Below are 17,943 nucleotides of genomic sequence, written 5' to 3' on the forward strand. Positions count from 1 at the left end.
CTTCGGGCGGCCTTTTTCTTGAAGCCCATGGGTGCGAGGATCTCCTTGCGGCTATGCTTGAACCAATCCCACTTCAATGGCGACCATGAGCGAAGCGTTGCAGCGTCACTGGAACGAAGCGAGTCACCACGAAGCAGCAAAGGACCTTCCAGCCGCCCGCGCAGGCTACGAGGCGATGCTGGCGATAGAGCCCAAGCTGGTGGCGCCGAACCTGCGCCTTTCACGGCTGGCGCAGATCGCCGACCGATACGTCGAGGCACGTGACCGGGCGCTGCAGGCCAGCCATGTGTGCGTGGAGACACAAGACGCGAAAAGCATAGGTTTCGTCAGCCTTCGACTGCTTGCCTTTGCCGAAGACGGGGAGATCGTCCGCCTGATCCGGTCCATGGACTGGATCAGGCGCGACGTCCTGCAGCAGTCCGCTGTACTTGCGCAGCATCTGTGGCTGGTCGATCAGCATGAACTGGCGCTCGAGTTCCTGACTCATGTTGGCACCCGTGTGAAGCCCAGCCCCTTGCTCTGCTACACCCGCGCCAACGTGCTCAGGTCACTGGGCATGTTGGACGAGGCCGTCGAGTACTACGAGTACGCACTGCGGCTGGATCCGCACAATGCGTACGTGCATCGAACGCTGGCCTTTCATCAGGCTTCCAGGCCGGCGGGAAGCCGCGTGCCCAGACTCGAAGCGGCACGGCGGCACCATGCGGAGGGGTCTGCGGAGAGTGCCCAGCTGTGCTACGCCCTCTTCAAGGAACTCGATGCGGCGGATCAGACGGAGGCTGCCTGGCAAGCGTTGCAGGAAGGCGCTGCCGCGGTTCGCCGCACGCTGCGACATGACCGGGAGGAGGAGGCGAGGGGCTTCGAGAGGCTGCTGCATTCGAGTCCCTGGAAGAAGTCGCCTACGGCATCCGCAGTATCGGGAGGGCCGGTGCCGATCTTCATCGTTGGCATGCCACGCACCGGTACGACGCTGCTGGATCGTGTGCTTGGCAATCATGCAGAGGTCGTTTCACTGGGCGAGCGCAACGACTTCGATGCCGCCATCAGTGAAGTTTCCAACCATTTCTACAAGGGTGGGCTGCGGGTGTCCCAGTGGACCAAACTCCTGGCCGCGGATCCGGCATTGGTCGGTGAGCGCTATCTGGAGCGCCTGGCGCCGAGGATTGCCGGCCATCACTGCTTCATCGACAAGAATCCGAAGAACTTCTTCAACGTCGGACTGATACTGCGTGCCCTTCCGCAGGCGCGCATCATTTGCGTTCGACGCGACCCGATGGATGCCTGCTTTTCCAATCTGAAGGAGTTGTTCGAAGGTGGCGCATATCCCTACAGTTACGCCTTCGAGGACTTGGCCGCGCATCACCGCGGGTTCGTGCAACTGATGGCACACTGGCAGGCAAGTGCGAACGGATCCGTGCATATCGTGGATTACGAGGCGCTGGTGCGGGTTGGCGACGAAACTTTGCACGAGCTGCTTGCATTCTGCGGTTTGGCGCCCGCGAAGGGATTGCTTGACATCACGGCCAATGCGTCGCCGGTATCCACGGCCAGCAGTTCGCAGGTACGTTCACCCATCCACGACCGTGGCGTCGGCGCATGGAGGCGATACGCGCTGCAGTTGGAGCCCCTGCGCGTGATGCTGGAAGCGCGAAGGACGGAAAATGGCGCCTGAGTCGACGTCAGATCGTGTGGCGGCGCTGACTGAGCGAGCGCAGGTCCATGCCGTTGCAAAGGACTTCGAGCAGGCGGCCGAGTGTTACCTTCTGGCGCTTGAGCTATCGCCCGGTGATCCTGACATCCTGTTGCAGCTGTCGTACATGGCGTCGCTCGCAGGACGTTATCGGTCCGCGCATGGCTACGCAGTGCAGGCCAGCCAGCTAAAGACGCAGCGCACTGAAATTCTGAAGGAATTGCTGTCGCGGTTGCGCACCTTCAACGAAGTTCCCGCCATGCTGGCGTGCGTCGAAAGGATGCTGCCCATGTCGCGCATCCCGATCCCTTCGCTGATTGCCATCGCCGCGCAGCTCACCTATGCCGGACTTCCACAGAAGGCGATCGCATTCCTGGACGAGGCCCGGCGTGCGGATCCTGAGTACCCGCCGACGCTGTTGTCCCGGGCGCACGTGTTGATGTTTCTGGGGCGGTTCGCCGAGGCTGGGGAGGATATTTCCCGAACGCTCACGCGTGCCCCGCAGATTGCGCAGGCATACTGGCTGCAGTCCCAGGTCCGCAAGCAGACCGCCAGCGAGAATCACCTCGCGCAGATCCGAGCGCAGCTTCTGGTGCCGCAACGTAGCGCGCAGGATCGCGCCTTGCTGGCTTTCGCCCTGCACAAGGAGCTGGACGACCTCGGTCGTCATGAGGAAGCGTGGCATGCATTGCAGGAAGCGTGTGCCAGCAAGCGATCGTCGCTACGCTACGACGCTGCGCGGTCGAGGGAGGTGTTCGAGCGACTGTTGCGTTTTGCACCGCATCCGATGCCAATGCGACCGCAGCCCGATCTGCATGCCACGCCCGTATTCATCGTCGGCATGCATCGTTCCGGCACCACGCTCATCGAGCAGTTGCTTGACGGACATTCCGATGTGCGCGGCCTGGGTGAACTCTACGACTTCACCAGCGCGATGCGTTATGCGACCGATCATCACTGTGCCGGCGTGACCGACCCGGAGATCATTGCCCGCGCGACGACCGTTGACTTCAGTGCGGCCGGCGAACGCTACTTGGAGGGCGTGGCATGGCGGCTCTGCGGTGAGCGGCATTTCACCGACAAGCTCCCCTCCAACTTTCTCAATGTCGGTTTCATATGCGAGGCATTGCCGCAGGCGAAGATAGTGCATATGGTGCGCGACCCGATGGAGACGTGTTTCTCCAATTTGCGCGAGATCTTCTCCGATGCAAATCCCTACAGTTACGACCAGTTCGAGCTGGCGGATTTCTACGGTTACTACCGCAGGCTGATGGCCCACTGGCATGCCCGTTACCCGGGTCGGATACTGGACGTGGACTACGCGCAGCTCACACGTGAGCCAGAGCAGGTGGTGCGTCGGGTCTGCAACTTTGTTGGCATCGCGTTCGAGCCACAGATGTTGGGCATGCAGTCGCGGACGCGTGGCATCGTGACGGCCAGTGCCGTGCAGGTGCGCGATCGCATCCGCGTGCAGGAGACACCGAAATGGCGCGCCTACGAGCGGTACCTTGCGCCGTTGCGCGAGCGCCTCGGGTACGAATGATGCGTCGCGTGAGCGACGGGTGTCCCGGAATAGCGCTGGGTGAGGAACTCAGGGGCTGACGACGCCCACTGACACGCGGTTGCGTCCTTCGCGCTTGGCGCCGTACAGCGCCTCGTCGGCGGCACGCAGCAGGTCGTCGACGTGGCGGAACTGCTCCAGCGCGCCCTGCGTGGCGAGGCCGGCGGAGAAGGTGATGTGCAGTGGCTGGCCGTTGACGTGGGCCATGGCGGCGCCGGCCACTTCGGACAGGATGCGCCGCACCACGTGCGCGGCGGCCTCCTCGTTGATGCCGGGCAGCACCACCAGGAACTCTTCGCCGCCGTAGCGGGCGACGATGTCGCTGCTACGCACGTGCCGCATCAGCGACTTGGCGAAGTTGCGCAGCACCTCGTCGCCGACCAGGTGGCCCCAGCGGTCGTTGACCTGCTTGAAGTCGTCCAGGTCGATGAAGGCGATCGACAGCGGCCAGCCATGGCGCGTGGCGGCATCGAATTCCTTCTCGAGTACTTCCTCCAGCTGGCTGCGGTTGTAGGCGCCGGTCAGCGGATCGCGACGGACTTCCTCGGCCAGGCGGCGTGCGCGGTCTTCGTGCTCGTCGGCTTCCTTGCGCGCGCGTGCGGCTTCCTGGATCTCGCGCAGGTTGCGCACCACCAGCAGTTCGCGCGCCTGGTCCAGCAATGCCTGGATGCGGGCGGGCGGCGCGGGCGGCACGTCGAACATCGTGCAGACCTCGGGCAGGGCCGCGAGCATGTCCTCGATCAGGGCGAGGAAGGCCGCATAGTCCAGGCCGAGTCGCGTCGCGGCCTGCAGCGCGGCGTGCCGGTGCGCTTCCTCGGTGCGCGCTTCGTCGGTGCCGGCGATCCAGATGTCGGCCACGTGGCCCGACACCGCGACGCAGGCGTTGAAGGTGGTGTCGGAGACGGGCGTCTCGCTCTCCATGATTGCTTCGCGCAGCAGGGCCGGCAGGTTCCATTGCCGCGCCAGCCAGCCGCCGACGGCGGCATGGTCGCAGCCCAGCAGGTCGCGCTCGGCGGCCAGCAGGGCCGCGTTGTCGTCGGCGCGCTCGACGAGTTGCGCGTAGTCGTCGCCCAGCACTTCCAGCAACGCGAGCACGCCGATGTCCTGCAGCAGGCCTGCCAGCATCAGTTCCTCGGCCTTGCGCAGGCCGGCATGCTGGCCCAGCAGCCGGCAGGCGAGGGCGGCGATGACGCTGCGGCGCCAGACGCGCTCCTGCGCCACCGGATGGGTGCCGGTGCCGCAGCGTGTCAGCGAGAAGCCCAGGGCCAGCGTCAGCGTCGCGTTGAGGCCCAGCACCGTCAGCGCCTGCGACAGGTTCTCCACGCGGCGACGGCTGGCGTAGAGCGGGGAGTTGGCGATGCGCAGCATGCGCGCACTCAGGGCGGCATCCAGGCCGATCGCATCGGCTGCCGTCGCCATCACCACCTCGGGATCCTGGGCAAGCTCGATGATGCGCAGCGCCACGCCCGGCGGGCTCGGCAGGTTGCGGCAGTTCGAGAGCTGGGATTCGAGTTCGGGACGCATCCGGGTGCGCACTACGCTGAAGGAAAGTGGCGGGCAGCATGCCAGCAAAGCGTGACCGAATGTCAGCTTTGTAAACAATGTCGGCGCAGGAACGGCGAACTTTAGGTGCGGGCGACGAGCGGTCGTGCGACGCGACGACGCAGGCCGCGCGCGTCGCAGGCAAAGAAAAAGCCGCGGTTTCCCGCGGCTTTTTCCGGTGAAGCGGAGGCGGCTCGGCTTACGCCAGGCCGGCCTGCTTCATCACTTCGGCGGCGTAGTCTTCCACCACCTTCTCGATGCCTTCGCCGACCACCAGGCGCTGGAAGCCGACCACGTCGGCACCGGCGGCCTTGACCACCTGTTCGACCGACTTGTCGCTGTCCAGCACGTACGGCTGGCCGTACAGGGTCACTTCGTTGACGATCTTGTTGATCTTGCCGGAGATGATCTTCTCCAGGATGTCGGCCGGCTTGGCCTTGTCCTTGTCCGACATCTTGGCCAGCTCGATTTCCTTCTCCTTCGCCACGAACTCGGCCGGCACGTCGGCGGCCTTGTTGTGCGGGGGGTTCATCGCGGCGATGTGCATCGCCAGGCCGCGGGCCAGTTCGGCGTCGCCGCCCTTGACCTCGACCAGCACGCCGATCTTGCCGCCGTGCACGTAGGCCGCGACGTTGTTGGCGCTGTCGATGGCGACCAGGCGACGGATCTGCATGTTCTCGCCCAGCTTGGCGATGGCGGCGGCGCGGGCTTCCTCGACGGTCTCGCCCGAGGCCAGCTTGGCGCTCTTCAGCGCTTCGACATCGGCGGCGCCGGAGGTCAGCGCGGCCTGCGCGATGGCGTCGGTGAAGGCGATGAAGTTGGCGTCCTTGGCGACGAAGTCGGTCTCGGAGTTGATCTCGACCAGCACGGCCTTGCCGCCGTCCTGGGCCACGGCCACGCGGCCTTCGGCGGTGACGCGGTCGGCTTTCTTGTCGGCCTTGGCCAGACCCGACTTGCGCAGCCACTCGGCCGCGGCGTCGATGTCGGCGTTGTTCTCGGTGAGCGCCTTCTTGCACTCCATCATGCCGGCGCCGGTGCGCTCGCGCAGTTCCTTGACCAGGGAAGCGGTGATTTCCACGGGATTACCTCTGTTTGGATTGGCAAAGCCCCTCTCCCGTCGGGAGAGGGGTTGGGGTGAGGGTCCGGAGGAGTGCGACGTCTTGAACGCCGGCGTGCTTCCCGTACCCTCATCCGCCCTTCGGGCACCCCCGCCTTCGCGGGGGCAGGCCCTTCTCCCGAGGGGAGAAGGAACAATATGGACCGCCGCGCAGCATGGCGCGGCGGCGTTGCAGCCGGATTACTCGGCAGCGGCTTCGTCGGACTTCTTGCCGGCGGCCTTCTTGGCCGGGGCACGACGGGCACCCTTGTCGTCGCCGCCTTCGGCGAACTCTTCCTCGCGCACGGTGGCGGCGTTCGGCTGGGCGGCCTTGCCTTCCAGCACGGCGTCGGCGGCGGCACGTGCGTACAGCTGCACGGCGCGGATGGCGTCGTCGTTGCCGGGGATGGCGTAGTCGACCAGGGCCGGGTCGTAGTTCGAGTCGACCACCGCGATCACCGGGATGCCGAGCTTCTTGGCTTCCTTGATGGCGATGTCTTCATGGCCGATGTCGATGACGAACAGGGCGTCCGGCAGGCGGTTCATTTCCTTGATGCCGCCCAGCGAGGCCAGCAGCTTCTCGCGCTCGCGGCGCAGGCCCAGCACTTCGTGCTTGACCAGCTTCTCGAACGTGCCGTCGGTTTCGGCGGCTTCCAGTTCCTTCAGGCGGGCGACCGACTTCTTCACGGTGGCGAAGTTGGTCAGCGTGCCGCCCAGCCAGCGCTGGGTCATGAACGGCATGCCGCAACGCTCGGCCTCTTCCTTCACCGCCTCGCGCGCGCTGCGCTTGGTGCCCAGGAACAGGATGGTGCCGCGCTTCTGCGCGACGCCCGAGATGAAGTTCATCGCGTCGTTGAACAGCGGAACGGTCTTCTCGAGGTTGATGATGTGGATCTTGCCGCGGGCACCGAAGATGTACGGCGCCATCTTGGGGTTCCAGTAGCGGGTCTGGTGGCCGAAATGGACGCCGGCTTCCAGCATCTGGCGCATGGTGACTTGGGGCATTGCAGTGACTCCATCGAAGGGGAACCCACCGTCCGGTTCAATGGAGGACGGCGCCGGTGAAGGCGGGGTTCCGGGGTTGGGCCTCCCTGCGGCGTCCGTGACCGAACCCTCCAGCGAAGGGCACCCCGGCACGGGCTGTGGCAGCAGGTGTGGATTCGTCGGTGTCGCCCGACGTGGGCGGTCTCGGTCCGGGCAGGCCGGGCACGAAGCCGCGGGAGTATAGCCGGACAGGGCCGGTGGTCGCAAACCGCGGGGTGGGCCGGCAAGGGTGACGCCGCCCCGGGGCGTTCAGATGCCGCGCCAAATGGGGGATAATCGGCCAATGGCCATCCAGCTCAAGACCCCCGAAGACCTCGCCCAGATGCGCATCGCCGGCCGGCTCGCCGCCGAGGTGCTGCAGGTGGTCGCCCCGCACGTGAAGCCGGGCGTCACCACCGCCGAACTGGACCGCATCTGCCACGACCACATCGTCAACGTGCAACAGGCGATCCCGGCCAACGTGGGCTACAAGGGTTTCCCGGCCACCGTCTGCACCTCGGTCAACAACGTCATCTGCCACGGCATCCCCAATGAGGGGAAGGTCCTGAAGGACGGCGACATCCTCAACATCGACGTCACCGTCATCAAGGATGGCTGGCACGGCGACACCAGTCGCATGTACATGGTTGGCACGCCGTCGGTGATGGCCAAGCGGCTCGTGGACGTGACGCGGGAGGCCATGTTCCGCGGCATCCGCGCGGTGAAGCCGGGCGCCACCCTGGGCGACGTGGGGCACGCGATCCAGCAGTACGCCGAAGCCGAGCGCTTCAGCGTGGTGCGCGAGTACTGCGGGCACGGCATCGGCAAGGTCTACCACGACGAGCCGCAGGTGCTGCACTACGGGCGTCCCGGCGAGGGCGTGGTGCTGAAGCCGGGCATGACCTTCACCATCGAGCCGATGATCAACGAAGGCGCGCGTCATACCCGTGTGCTGCCCGATGGCTGGACCGTGGTGACCAAGGACCGCAAGCTGTCGGCGCAGTGGGAACACACCGTGGCGGTGACCGAGGACGGCGTGGAGATCCTGACCCGCGTGCCGGGCGACGACAACGACTTGTGAGCACCCCTTCGGCCGCGAACGGACAGGCGACGCGGCTTCCGGACATCGGCCCGGACGCCGCCGATGATGCGGCCTGGTCGGCGGCGGCGCGGGTGTCGCTGGGTCATACCGACGCGCGCCTGGACAAGCGCTTCGACCAGGACGACGGCATGGACCGCATCCTCGCGCTGCGCGCGCGGGCGGTCGACCATCTGCTGAAGGACGCATGGCTGCGCTGCATCCCCGCGGATGCGCCGATGGCGCTGTTCGCGGTCGGCGGCTACGGGCGTGGCGAACTGTTTCCGCATTCCGACGTCGACGTGCTGGTGCTGGCGCCGGCCGACGTGCAGCAGACCCACCACGATGCCGTGGCGCGCCTGTTCGCCTTGCTGTGGGACGCCGGCCTGCCGATCAGCCACAGTGTGCGCTCGGCGGCGCAGTGCACGGCCGCGGCGGCGGCCGACCAGAGCGTGCTCACGGCGCTGATCGAGGAGCGGCTGATCGTCGGCGAGCCGGTCGACGAAGCCCTGCTGATCGATGCCATCGGTCCGGCACGCGTCTGGCCCGCACGCGACTTTTTCGTCGCCAAGCGCGAGGAGTTGCGCATCCGCCACGCGCGGTTCGGTGATACCTCCGACAACCTGGAGCCCAACATCAAGGACGGCCCAGGCGGTCTTCGCGACCTACACACGCTGGGCTGGATGGCGCTGCGCACCTTCGGCGTGCGCGATCTGGAAGCGCTGGTGGGACTGGGCCACCTGGGTCCGGACGAAGCCGTCGCACTGGCGCGCGAACGCCGCGCGCTGGGACGCCTGCGTTACGGCCTGCATCGCGTCGCGGGGAGGCCCGAGGAACGGCTGCGGTTCGATTACCAGAAGACGCTCGCGCAGCGGCTGGGGTTCGCCGACGACGCCGAAAGCCTCGGTGTCGAGAAGATGATGCAGGGCTTCTACCGCAGCGCCGCTATCGTGCGGCGGATCAGCGATCGGCTTCTGCAGCGGTTCGAGGAACAGTTCGACGGCGAAGCCCTGCCCGAGCCCCTCGACGAACAGTTCGCGCTGCGTCGCGGTTACCTGGCTGCGCGCCAGGGCGGCTGGCCGGCGAACGATGTGGGGCAGGTCTTCGCCTTGTTCGCCGCGTGGGCCGCCCATCCGCAGATTCGCGGCCTGCATTCGCGCACCGCACGCGCGCTGGCGGAATCGCTGCCGAAGCTCGCCGCCTATCCCGATGCCACGCGCGCCCAGCGCGACGCCTTCATGGCACTGCTGCGCGGCCCGCGTGCGGTGGAGACGCTTACCCGCATGGCCCGCCTCGGCGTGCTGGGGCAGTGGATACCTGCCTTCGCCCGCGTGTCCGGGCGCATGCAGTTCGACCTGTTCCATGTCTATACCGTCGACCAGCACACGCTGATGGTGCTGCGGAATATCGCTGCCTTCGCCGCCGGTCGTGCCGACGAGCGCTTCTCCATCGCGCACGAAGTCTGGCCGCGCCTGCGCAAGCCGGAACTGCTGCTGCTGGCGGGCCTGTTCCACGATATCGCCAAGGGCCGCGGCGGCGACCATTCGGAACTGGGCGCGGTGGATGCGCGCGAGTTCTGCGCGGCGCATGCGCTCAGCGACGGCGACACCGCGCTGGTCGCCTGGTTGGTGGAGCAGCACCTGCGCATGTCGGTGACGGCGCAGAAGCAGGACATCGCCGACCCCGACGTCATCCACCGGTTCGCCACGCTGGTGGGGGATCGTGAGCGCCTCGACTACCTGTACCTGCTGACCTGCGCGGACATCGCCGGCACCAGCCCCAAGTTGTGGAACGCGTGGAAGGACCGCCTGCTCGCGGACCTGTACTTCGCTGCGCGCCGCGTGCTGCGCGAGGGTCTGGAAAACCCGGTGGCCGTGGACGAGCGGCTGGACGAAGCGCGCGGCGGCGTGCGCGCCATGCTGGAAGTGCAGGGCTTGTCGGCGGACCAGGCGGATGCGCTGTTCACCACCATGCCGGAAGAGAGCTTCCTGCGTTTCCGGCCCGAACAGCTCGCCTGGCAGGCGCATGCCATCCGAGGCGCGAATGCGGGCGAGACGCGCGTACGCGCGCGCCGCATCGCCGACGATGCCGATGCGATCGAGGTGTTCGTCCATTCGCCCGACCGCGATGGCCTGTTCGCCGCCATCCTCGCCACCCTCGACCGCATGGGCTTCGCGATCCACCAGGCGCGCGTGCTGGTGGGGCCACAGGGCGCTGTCTTCGATACGTTCGAGTTGCTGCCGGCCGACACCTACGCTACGCGAGACCCGGACGAGATCGAAGGCACCCTGGGTGCCGCGCTGTCGCGTCCGCTCGACAGCGTGCGCACGTCGCGCCGCGCGATGCCGCGGCAGCTGAAGCATTTCAGGTTCGCGCCGCGCATCGAATTCGGCACCACGCCCGACGGTCGCCGCACCGTCCTTGGCCTGGTCGCGCCCGACCGCCCCGGCCTGCTGTCGGACGTGGCCCAGGTGCTGCGCCGGCAAGGCCTGCGCGTGCACGACGCCCGCATCGCGACCTTCGGCGAGCGCGCGGAAGACGTCTTCCAGATTACCGACGAGCACGACCAGCCCCTCACCGATACGTCCTTGCAGGACGCGTTGCGCGATGCGCTTCGCGCCGGCCTCGAGACGTCCCCCTGACACGCATCCGGCAGACCCTTTGATGACCCGCAAAGCCAGCAAGACCGAAGAACTGAAGTCCACCATCGAAAGCGCCTTCGAGCGCCGCGCCGAGCTGACGCCGGCCGAGATCGAGGGGTCCACCCGTGCCGCCGTCGAACTGGCCATCGAAGGTCTTGAAGCCGGCAAGCTGCGCGTGGCCGAGCCGGACGGCAAGGGCGGCTGGAAGGTCAACGAATGGCTGAAGAAAGCGGTGCTGCTGTACTTCCGCGTCAACGAGATGGAACTTGTCGAAGCCTATCCCGCGCCATTCTGGGACAAGGTCGAGGCACGCTTCGGTGCGTTCGACGAGAACGACTTCCGCAAGCTCGGCGTGCGCGTCGTCCCGGGCGCGATCGCGCGCCGCGGCACGTACTTCGGCAAGGATGTCGTACTGATGCCGAGCTTCGTCAACATCGGCGCCTACGTGGGCGAGGGCACGATGGTCGACACCTGGGCGACCGTGGGTTCGTGCGCGCAGATCGGCAAGCACTGCCACCTGTCCGGCGGCGCCGGCATCGGTGGCGTGCTGGAACCGCTGCAGGCCAGCCCGACGATCATCGAGGACCACTGCTTCATCGGCGCGCGTTCGGAAGTCGTCGAGGGCGTGGTGATCGGCCACCACAGCGTGATCGGCATGGGGGTGTTCATCGGCCAATCCACGCGCATCTACAACCGCGCGACGAAGGAAATCACCTACGGCTATGTGCCGCCGGGAAGCGTGGTCGTGTCGGGTTCGCTGCCGGCCGCCGACGGGTCGCATTCGCTGTACTGCGCGGTGATCGTCAAGCAGGTCGACGAGAAGACGCGCAGCAAGACCAGCGTCAATGAGCTGCTGCGCGGTCTGGCGGATTGAGCGGCGGGTCGAGTCCGTACGTCTTGTAGGAGCGCGCCATGCGCGCGATGCTCCTGCGGCATGTCCGGCTCACGTCGGAAAAGCATCGCGCGCATGGCGCGCTCCTACAAATCTCTGGAGCATCATGACGACCACGCTGTATGGCTTGAAGAACTGCGACACCTGCAAGAAGGCGACCAAGTGGCTGGACCGCTTCGGTGTCGCGTATGAATTCATCGACTACCGCGACCACCGGCAATCGCCCGAGACGATGAAGGACTGGGCGGAGAAGGCGGGTGGCTGGGACGCGCTGATCAACAAGTCGTCGACGACGTGGCGGCAGTTGCCCGAGAACCGGAAGACGCCCGGTTCCGATGCGGAATGGAAGCTGCTGCTGAAGGAGTATCCGCAGCTGATCCGCCGTCCTGTCGTCATCGGAGGCGTGGCGGGCTTTTCACAGGGCTTCAGCGACAATGGCTTCAAGAAGCAGTTCGGAGCCGGGTCGTGAGCGATGTCGTCGAGCTTTCCAGCGAGCTGATCCGCCGTCATTCGGTGACGCCGGACGACGCGGGCTGCCAGCAGGTGCTGGCCACGCGGCTGGCACAGTGGGGTTTCCAGTGCGAACACCTGCGCTTTGGCGACACCGACAATCTGTGGGCGACGCACGGAACGGGATCGCCGGTGCTGGTGTTGCTCGGCCACACCGACGTGGTGCCGCCGGGTCCGCTGTCCGCCTGGACCAGCGATCCCTTCGTGCCGACGGTGCGCGATGGCGTGCTTTACGGGCGCGGTACCGCCGACATGAAGTGCAGCGTGGCCGCGTGCACGATCGCGCTGGAACGTTTTGTCGATGCGCATCCCGACCATCCGGGCACGGTCGCGCTGCTGGTGACCTCCGACGAGGAAGGGCCCGCGCACGATGGCGTCAAGAAAGTCGCCGAGCTGTTCCGTGAGCGAGGCCAGCGGATCGACTGGTGCATCACCGGCGAGCCGTCCTCGAAGGAAGCGCTGGGCGACTTGTTGCGCGTAGGTCGCCGCGGCACGCTGACCGGCACCTTGCAGGTACACGGCGTGCAGGGCCACGTGGCCTATCCGCACAAGGCGCTCAATCCCATCCACAAGGCATTGCCCGCGCTGGACGAACTGGCCGCGCGTCAGTGGGACGACGGTTACGAAACCTTCCCGCCGACCAGCCTGCAGATCTCCAACATCAACGCCGGCACCGGTGCCAGCAACGTCATCCCGGGTGAACTGCAGGTGGTGTTCAACCTGCGCTTCAATCCGAGCTGGACGGCTGAACGGCTGGAGCGGGAGATCGAAGGCATCTTCCGCAAGCATGGGCTGGAGTACAGCATCCAGTGGCTGCGTGGCGGCGAGCCGTTCTACACGCCGGAAGGCCACCTGCGCGCCACCGCGCGCGCGGTGCTGGGCGAGTTCGCCGGCCTGCCGCCGGAGGAGAGTACGGCCGGCGGTACGTCCGATGCGCGCTTCATCGCACCGTTGGGTGCGGAGTGCATCGAGGTAGGGCCGGTCAACGCCAGCATCCACAAGGTGGACGAGAACATCCGCATGGCCGATCTGGAAGCATTGCCGGGTCTTTATCAGAAGCTGATCGAGCGTTTGATGCTGACGGTTCGCCCGGCGCTGTAGGAGCGCCCCATGGGCGCGACGCTTTTGCGATTCTTTCCTGAAGAGCATCGCGCCCATGGGCGCTCCTGGAATGGAGAGGGTGGTTGCAGACGCAACTTTTGCAGGACTTGCCAAGCCCTGGCCTGAGCGGTTACGTTCGCGCCATGCCCAGCCGCAACGCCATCAACAACAACCGCAATAACCTGCGCCCGAACAATCGGACGCGGGCGATGCGGCTCTGCGACTAGGCAACGAAAGACCTGCCGGATACCAGAAACCCGCATCGCGAGATGCGGGTTTTTTCGTTCCGGGCGCCCGCCATCGAACCCCACCAGGAGTGTTTCCATGTGTTCCATCTTCGGCATCTTCGGGCTGCAGCCCGGTGACGACGTCCAGGCGCTGCGACGGCAGTCGCTGGAACTTTCGCAGAAGCAACGCCATCGTGGTCCCGACTGGAGCGGCGTGTACCACGACGACGGCGCCATCCTGGTGCACGAGCGCCTGGCCATCGTCGATCCGGCCGGCGGCTCGCAGCCGCTGCGTTCGGCCGACGGCGAACTGGTGCTGGCTGTCAACGGCGAGATCTACAACCACCGCGAGCTGAAGGCGGAACTGGCGCAGGACTACGCCTTCCAGACCGGCTCGGACTGCGAGGTCATCAACGCGCTGTATCGCGAGGATGAACCTGCTTCCTTCCTCAACCGCCTCAACGGCATCTTCGCGTTCGCGCTGTGGGACAAGGCGAAGGGACGTGCGCTGATCGCGCGCGATCCCATCGGCGTGTGTCCGTTGTACTGGGGCCATGATCGCGAGGGCCGCCTCTGCGTGGCGTCGGAGATGAAGGCGCTGGCGCCGATCTGTGCGGACGTGGCCCAGTTCCCGCCCGGGCACTATTACGAGTTCTCGACGGATGCTGAGGATGGCGGGCCAAGGCCCGCCCTACGGAAGTACTACGACACGGCGTGGCGCGACTATGCGGCGGTGGAAGGCGTGCAACTGGCGAAGGACGAACTACGCGAGGCGTTCGAACGCGCGGTGCACCGCCAGCTGATGACCGACGTGCCTTACGGCGTACTCCTGTCCGGTGGACTGGATTCGTCGTTGGTCGCGGCGGTTGCGGCGCGCTACGCGCGTCACCGCATCGAGGACAACGACACGACCGAAGCCTGGTGGCCGCGCCTGCATTCGTTCGCCATCGGCCTGGAAGGCTCGCCCGACCTGGCGGCGGCCGAAGTCGCGGCCAAGGCATTGGGCACGGTGCACCATGGTTTCACGTACACCTTCCAGGAAGGGCTCGATGCCATTCCCGAGGTGATCCGCCACATCGAGACCTACGACGTCACCACCATCCGCGCGTCCACGCCGATGTACCTGCTGGCGCGCCGCATCAAGGCGATGGGCGTGAAGATGGTGCTGTCCGGCGAAGGCAGCGACGAGATCTTCGGCGGCTACCTGTACTTCCACAAGGCGCCCAACGCGCGCGAGTTCCATGAGGAACTGGTACGCAAGCTGGATGCGCTGCACAACTACGACTGCCTGCGCGCGAACAAGTCGATGATGGCGTGGGGCGTGGAGCCGCGTGTGCCGTTCCTCGATGTCGAGTTCCTCGACGTGGCGATGAAGATGGATGCCCTGCACAAGATGATCGACAAGGGCAGCGCCGGTGCGCAGCGCATGGAGAAGGGCGTGTTGCGCGAGGCGTTCGACGGCTACCTGCCGGAATCGATCCTGTGGCGGCAGAAGGAGCAGTTCAGCGATGGCGTCGGCTACGGCTGGATCGACGGGCTGAAGGCGCATGCCGAAGCGCAGGTCAGCGACCGCGAACTCGCGGCCGCCGACAAGCGCTTCCCGGTCAACCCGCCACAGACGAAGGAGGCGTACCTCTACCGCACGCTGTTCGAGCAGCACTATCCGGGCCAGGCCTGCGCGGAGACGGTGCCGGGTGGCAAGTCGATCGCCTGTTCGTCGCCGGCGGCCATCGCCTGGGATGCGAGTTTCGCGAAGATGGCCGATCCGTCCGGTCGCGCCGTGTCAGGCGTACACAACGCGGCGCTGTAGCCCTCTCCCTTCTCCCCGCATGCGGGGAGAAGGTGGCCGACAGGCCGGATGAGGGGCGAGCGAAGCCAGTTTGTGCGGACGGCGCCGAAGCGGGAGAGGCAAGAGCGCCCCTCATCCGCCTTCGGCACCTTCTCCCCATCGCGGGCGATGGGGAGAAGGGCGGCGTCGGGCGCTACGTTGGGCCGGGCGGTGTCCAGCTTGCATGAAGCGGCGCTGCAGGCATTTTGCTTTTCCCCGCACGGGGAAACGGGAATACGTCAGGGCCTCAGCGTCAGCGTGTGTCGTGCATCGCCAGGCAGGAACGGCGTCGGCCGGCCATGCACCCAGTCATCGTGACCAGCGCCCCAGAACGGCGACATCGGGTGGCCGCTCTGGCCACCCGGCATGTGGATGATGCCGTCGGCTTCGTGACCCGGTGAGACCACCATGCGTTCCGACGCACCGAACGCCGGACCCTGCACGCGCGGCATGGCGCCGTCGCCGGCGAGCGGTTCGCCCGGCATGCACAGCGTCGGCTTGAGGAAGGCAGGCAGGGCGTTGGCCAGCGGGTGGCAGATCTTCGCGGTATTGCGCTCGCCCCAGCGACGTTGTGCGAGCGGACCTTGTCCGGCGAGATCGTCGCGCACTTCCTTGGCGGCGTCTTCCAGCAGCGCATCCCACGTCGTGTAGCGGCGCGACAGCAGGTGCGGCGGGCGCTGTTCCAGCAGCGGCCACACCGCGCCTTCCAGCTGCGGCAGGTCGGGCATGACGAAGTCGTCGCCCAGCGCGGCCTGCGCGGGCGCGGTCAGGCCGTCGGCGATACGCGCATGCACCGCCAGGCGCCAGGCGCGCACCAGCCGGTAGCTCACCGAATCGACGCTGGCGACGCCTTCCCAGGTCCTGCCGGCATCGGCGAGCGTCTTCACCGACGAATCCGCCGGCATCCGCTTCGCTTCGTCCTGCAGCAGCTGCCACCAGCGCTCGAGAAACAAGGCGCGGTCGTCGAGCTGGATCGCCAGCAGGTCCTGCTCGGTGAATCGCTCCTTCGCCAGCAGGCCGTCGCGGATCTGCTTTGCACGTGCACCCAGCGCGTAGCCGCCGTCGCCCACGCGGTCGAGCGCAGCGCCATCCAGCACGCGCGCGTTCGCCGTCCACAGGCGGTGGCTGGTCTGCGAGGTGAGTACCGGCGAGAGCTGGCTGGAAATGACCCAGGGCCGGCAACTGCCGGGCGGCTGCGGCGCCACGTCGTTCGCGGGCGCTGCCGGTGCGAGTTCCAGCGTATGCGGGCACGACGCCGCGCGCGACGGTAGCGGGCCGAGGATACGCCAGGCGATGCGGCCGTTGTGGTCGGCGATCACCAGGTTCTGCGCTGGCGTCGCGGTGCGTTGCGCCACCGACAGCGCGGCCGACAGGTCGCCGGCCGCAGCAAAGTCCGCCAGCCCGAAGTTCAGCGCGCCTGGCTGGTGCGCGACCCAGCGCAAGGCCAGCGCCGGCTGCTTGTCCTTCGCGGCATGGAGGATCGGCCCGTAGCGCGTTTCCGGCACGTCCAGCGTCACCGGCTCGCCACCAGCAACCTCGATCGTTTCGGCATGGTGTTCGACCGCGTCGCAGGTCTCCGCCGCATCGTCCTCCCCGCAGGGTTTCACCGGGTACCAGTCCGCGGTGTCCGCGTAGCTGTTGGTGAAGCCCCACGCCACGTGCCCGTTGCTGCCCACGATGACCGCCGGCAGGCCGGGCAGGCTGAAGCCGGAGACATCGACCTTGCCGCCTGGCGCGCGCGGATCCGGATAGCGCAGGCGCACGCGGAACCAGATGTTCGGCGCGCGCAGCCCCAGGTGCATGTCGTCGGCGACGATGGCGCGGCCGTCGGCCGTCAGTGCGCCGGCCACGGCCCAGTTGTTGCTGCCGGGCGTGCCCTTGTCGGCGAGGCGCTGGTGCGTGCCGGCTTCCGGCATCGGCAGCGTACGCAGGTCGACCTGGTCGGCGGTCGGCAGGGGCGCATTGCCGCGCGGCTCGCCCTGCAGCGGCGCATCCCACTCGGTGCCGTCGTGGGCCAGCAGCGCATACAGTGCGGGCGGCACCTGGCGACGGATCTTCCACAGGCCGAGCTCGCGCACGTTGTCCGCGTCCTGCAGATCGAAGTACATGGCATAGCCGGCCAGCGCCGAGTCGGCCACTTCCCACTTGCGCGGCGACTGGCGCAGCAGCAGGTACGGCCAGGGGCGGGACTTCAATGCCCCCAGGCCATCGTTGACGCCGTCCGCATAGGCCTGCAGCTGCGGCATGCGGTCGCCGGCGAAGCCCTCCAGCGATGCATCGACGCGTGCGCGCATGCGGTGCATGCGGCGTCCCTTGTCCATGTCCACCGCAATCGGGCCGAACAGGCCGGACAGCTCGCCGGCGGAACTGCGCCGCATCAGGTCCATTTCGAAGTAGCGCTCCTGCGCATGCACGAAACCGAGCGCGCGCATGGCGTCGGTTTCACTGGCGGCGTCGATGGTCACCACGCCCAGGGCATCGCGCTGGAGGGAGACGGGTGCCGACAGCCCGGGCAGCGCCTGTTCGCCATCGAGGCGGGCCAGGCTGCTCCGCATCGACCACCACGCCACCAGCAACGCCACGACCACCAGGGCCAACAACAGCAGCGCGATGCGCCGGGTCCACTTCAGCATTGCGGAGTCCTTGCGGGGAATGGCAGGGCGGGGTGGCCGGATTATTCCACGGAAGCCACGACCGGCACTGCCGCGCCGCAGCGACGAACGAGACTGATTCCGATTCGGTCATCGTCCGGA

The 17,943-nt window shown here is 66.9% G+C and carries 11 protein-coding genes and 1 pseudogene; 8 read left to right on the top strand and 4 right to left on the bottom strand.

Annotated elements, in window-relative coordinates; translation table 11 throughout:
• Positions 1-85 precede the first annotated feature (85 nt).
• Positions 86-1,672 (top strand): tetratricopeptide repeat-containing sulfotransferase family protein, encoded by a 1,587-nt coding sequence (locus CSC78_RS09170; RefSeq protein WP_162337614.1) that lies wholly within the window; start codon positions 86-88, stop codon positions 1,670-1,672.
• A complete protein-coding gene (locus tag CSC78_RS09175; protein WP_162337615.1) occupies positions 1,662-3,233 on the top strand; it encodes a tetratricopeptide repeat-containing sulfotransferase family protein in 1,572 nt (523 codons plus the stop codon). The genes CSC78_RS09170 and CSC78_RS09175 overlap by 11 nt, the downstream gene beginning before the upstream one ends.
• A 48-nt stretch (positions 3,234-3,281) precedes the next feature.
• On the opposite strand, the gene CSC78_RS09180 is transcribed toward CSC78_RS09175, so the two are convergent.
• From CSC78_RS09180 to rpsB, 3 genes are all read right to left on the bottom strand, one after another.
• The gene (locus tag CSC78_RS09180) at positions 3,282-4,775 is read right to left on the bottom strand and encodes a GGDEF domain-containing protein (RefSeq protein WP_162337616.1); all 1,494 of its coding nucleotides are present in this window, start codon (positions 4,773-4,775) and stop codon (positions 3,282-3,284) included.
• 217 nt (positions 4,776-4,992) lie between these two features.
• Positions 4,993-5,871, bottom strand: a complete 879-nt coding sequence (gene tsf / locus CSC78_RS09185) for a translation elongation factor Ts (protein WP_142123817.1) — start codon at positions 5,869-5,871, stop codon at positions 4,993-4,995.
• A gap of 219 nt (positions 5,872-6,090) precedes the next feature.
• A complete protein-coding gene (rpsB, locus tag CSC78_RS09190) occupies positions 6,091-6,894 on the bottom strand; it encodes a 30S ribosomal protein S2 (RefSeq protein WP_162337617.1) in 804 nt (267 codons plus the stop codon).
• Between the two features lie 322 nt (positions 6,895-7,216).
• Here rpsB and map point away from each other — a divergent pair, with 322 nt between their 5' ends.
• The 6 genes and pseudogenes from map to asnB all read left to right on the top strand — a co-directional run bounded on the left by map (position 7,217) and on the right by asnB (position 15,172).
• Positions 7,217-7,993, top strand: coding sequence for a type I methionyl aminopeptidase (gene map / locus CSC78_RS09195; protein ID WP_162337618.1), 777 nt, complete (start codon positions 7,217-7,219; stop codon positions 7,991-7,993).
• Positions 7,990-10,632 (top strand): [protein-PII] uridylyltransferase, encoded by a 2,643-nt coding sequence (gene glnD, locus CSC78_RS09200; protein ID WP_162337619.1) that lies wholly within the window; start codon positions 7,990-7,992, stop codon positions 10,630-10,632. The genes map and glnD overlap by 4 nt, the downstream gene beginning before the upstream one ends.
• 46 nt (positions 10,633-10,678) lie before the next feature.
• Positions 10,679-11,506: pseudogene (dapD, locus tag CSC78_RS09205) on the top strand (2,3,4,5-tetrahydropyridine-2,6-dicarboxylate N-succinyltransferase); the annotation flags it as partial.
• Between the two features lie 124 nt (positions 11,507-11,630).
• A complete protein-coding gene (locus CSC78_RS09210; RefSeq protein ID WP_162337621.1) occupies positions 11,631-11,993 on the top strand; it encodes a Spx/MgsR family RNA polymerase-binding regulatory protein in 363 nt (120 codons plus the stop codon).
• Positions 11,990-13,135 (top strand): succinyl-diaminopimelate desuccinylase, encoded by a 1,146-nt coding sequence (gene dapE, locus CSC78_RS09215; RefSeq protein WP_162337622.1) that lies wholly within the window; start codon positions 11,990-11,992, stop codon positions 13,133-13,135. The genes CSC78_RS09210 and dapE overlap by 4 nt, the downstream gene beginning before the upstream one ends.
• A 324-nt stretch (positions 13,136-13,459) precedes the next feature.
• Positions 13,460-15,172 carry an asparagine synthase B gene (gene asnB, locus CSC78_RS09220; protein ID WP_162337623.1) on the top strand — a complete coding sequence of 571 codons (1,713 nt, stop codon included), beginning with the start codon at positions 13,460-13,462 and terminating at the stop codon, positions 15,170-15,172.
• 257 nt (positions 15,173-15,429) lie between these two features.
• Here the strand turns inward: asnB and CSC78_RS09225 are convergent, their stop codons facing one another.
• Positions 15,430-17,823: a penicillin acylase family protein gene (locus CSC78_RS09225; protein WP_162337624.1), complete on the bottom strand. Its 2,394-nt coding sequence runs from the start codon at positions 17,821-17,823 to the stop codon at positions 15,430-15,432.
• Between the last annotated feature and the right edge of the window lie 120 nt (positions 17,824-17,943).

This window comes from Pseudoxanthomonas japonensis, assembly GCF_010093445.1.
Classification (GTDB): Bacteria; Pseudomonadota; Gammaproteobacteria; order Xanthomonadales; family Xanthomonadaceae; genus Pseudoxanthomonas_A; species Pseudoxanthomonas_A japonensis.

Excerpts from the sequence above, each read along its gene's own strand:
- CSC78_RS09170 (WP_162337614.1), top strand. The coding sequence starts at position 86 with ATGAGCGAAGCGTTGCAGCGTCACTGGAACGAAGCGAGTCACCACGAA.
- CSC78_RS09175 (WP_162337615.1), top strand. The coding sequence starts at position 1,662 with ATGGCGCCTGAGTCGACGTCAGATCGTGTGGCGGCGCTGACTGAGCGA.
- CSC78_RS09180 (WP_162337616.1), bottom strand. The coding sequence starts at position 4,775 with ATGCGTCCCGAACTCGAATCCCAGCTCTCGAACTGCCGCAACCTGCCG.
- rpsB (WP_162337617.1), bottom strand. The coding sequence starts at position 6,894 with ATGCCCCAAGTCACCATGCGCCAGATGCTGGAAGCCGGCGTCCATTTC.
- map (WP_162337618.1), top strand. The coding sequence starts at position 7,217 with ATGGCCATCCAGCTCAAGACCCCCGAAGACCTCGCCCAGATGCGCATC.
- CSC78_RS09210 (WP_162337621.1), top strand. The coding sequence starts at position 11,631 with ATGACGACCACGCTGTATGGCTTGAAGAACTGCGACACCTGCAAGAAG.
- asnB (WP_162337623.1), top strand. The coding sequence starts at position 13,460 with ATGTGTTCCATCTTCGGCATCTTCGGGCTGCAGCCCGGTGACGACGTC.
- CSC78_RS09225 (WP_162337624.1), bottom strand. The coding sequence starts at position 17,823 with ATGCTGAAGTGGACCCGGCGCATCGCGCTGCTGTTGTTGGCCCTGGTG.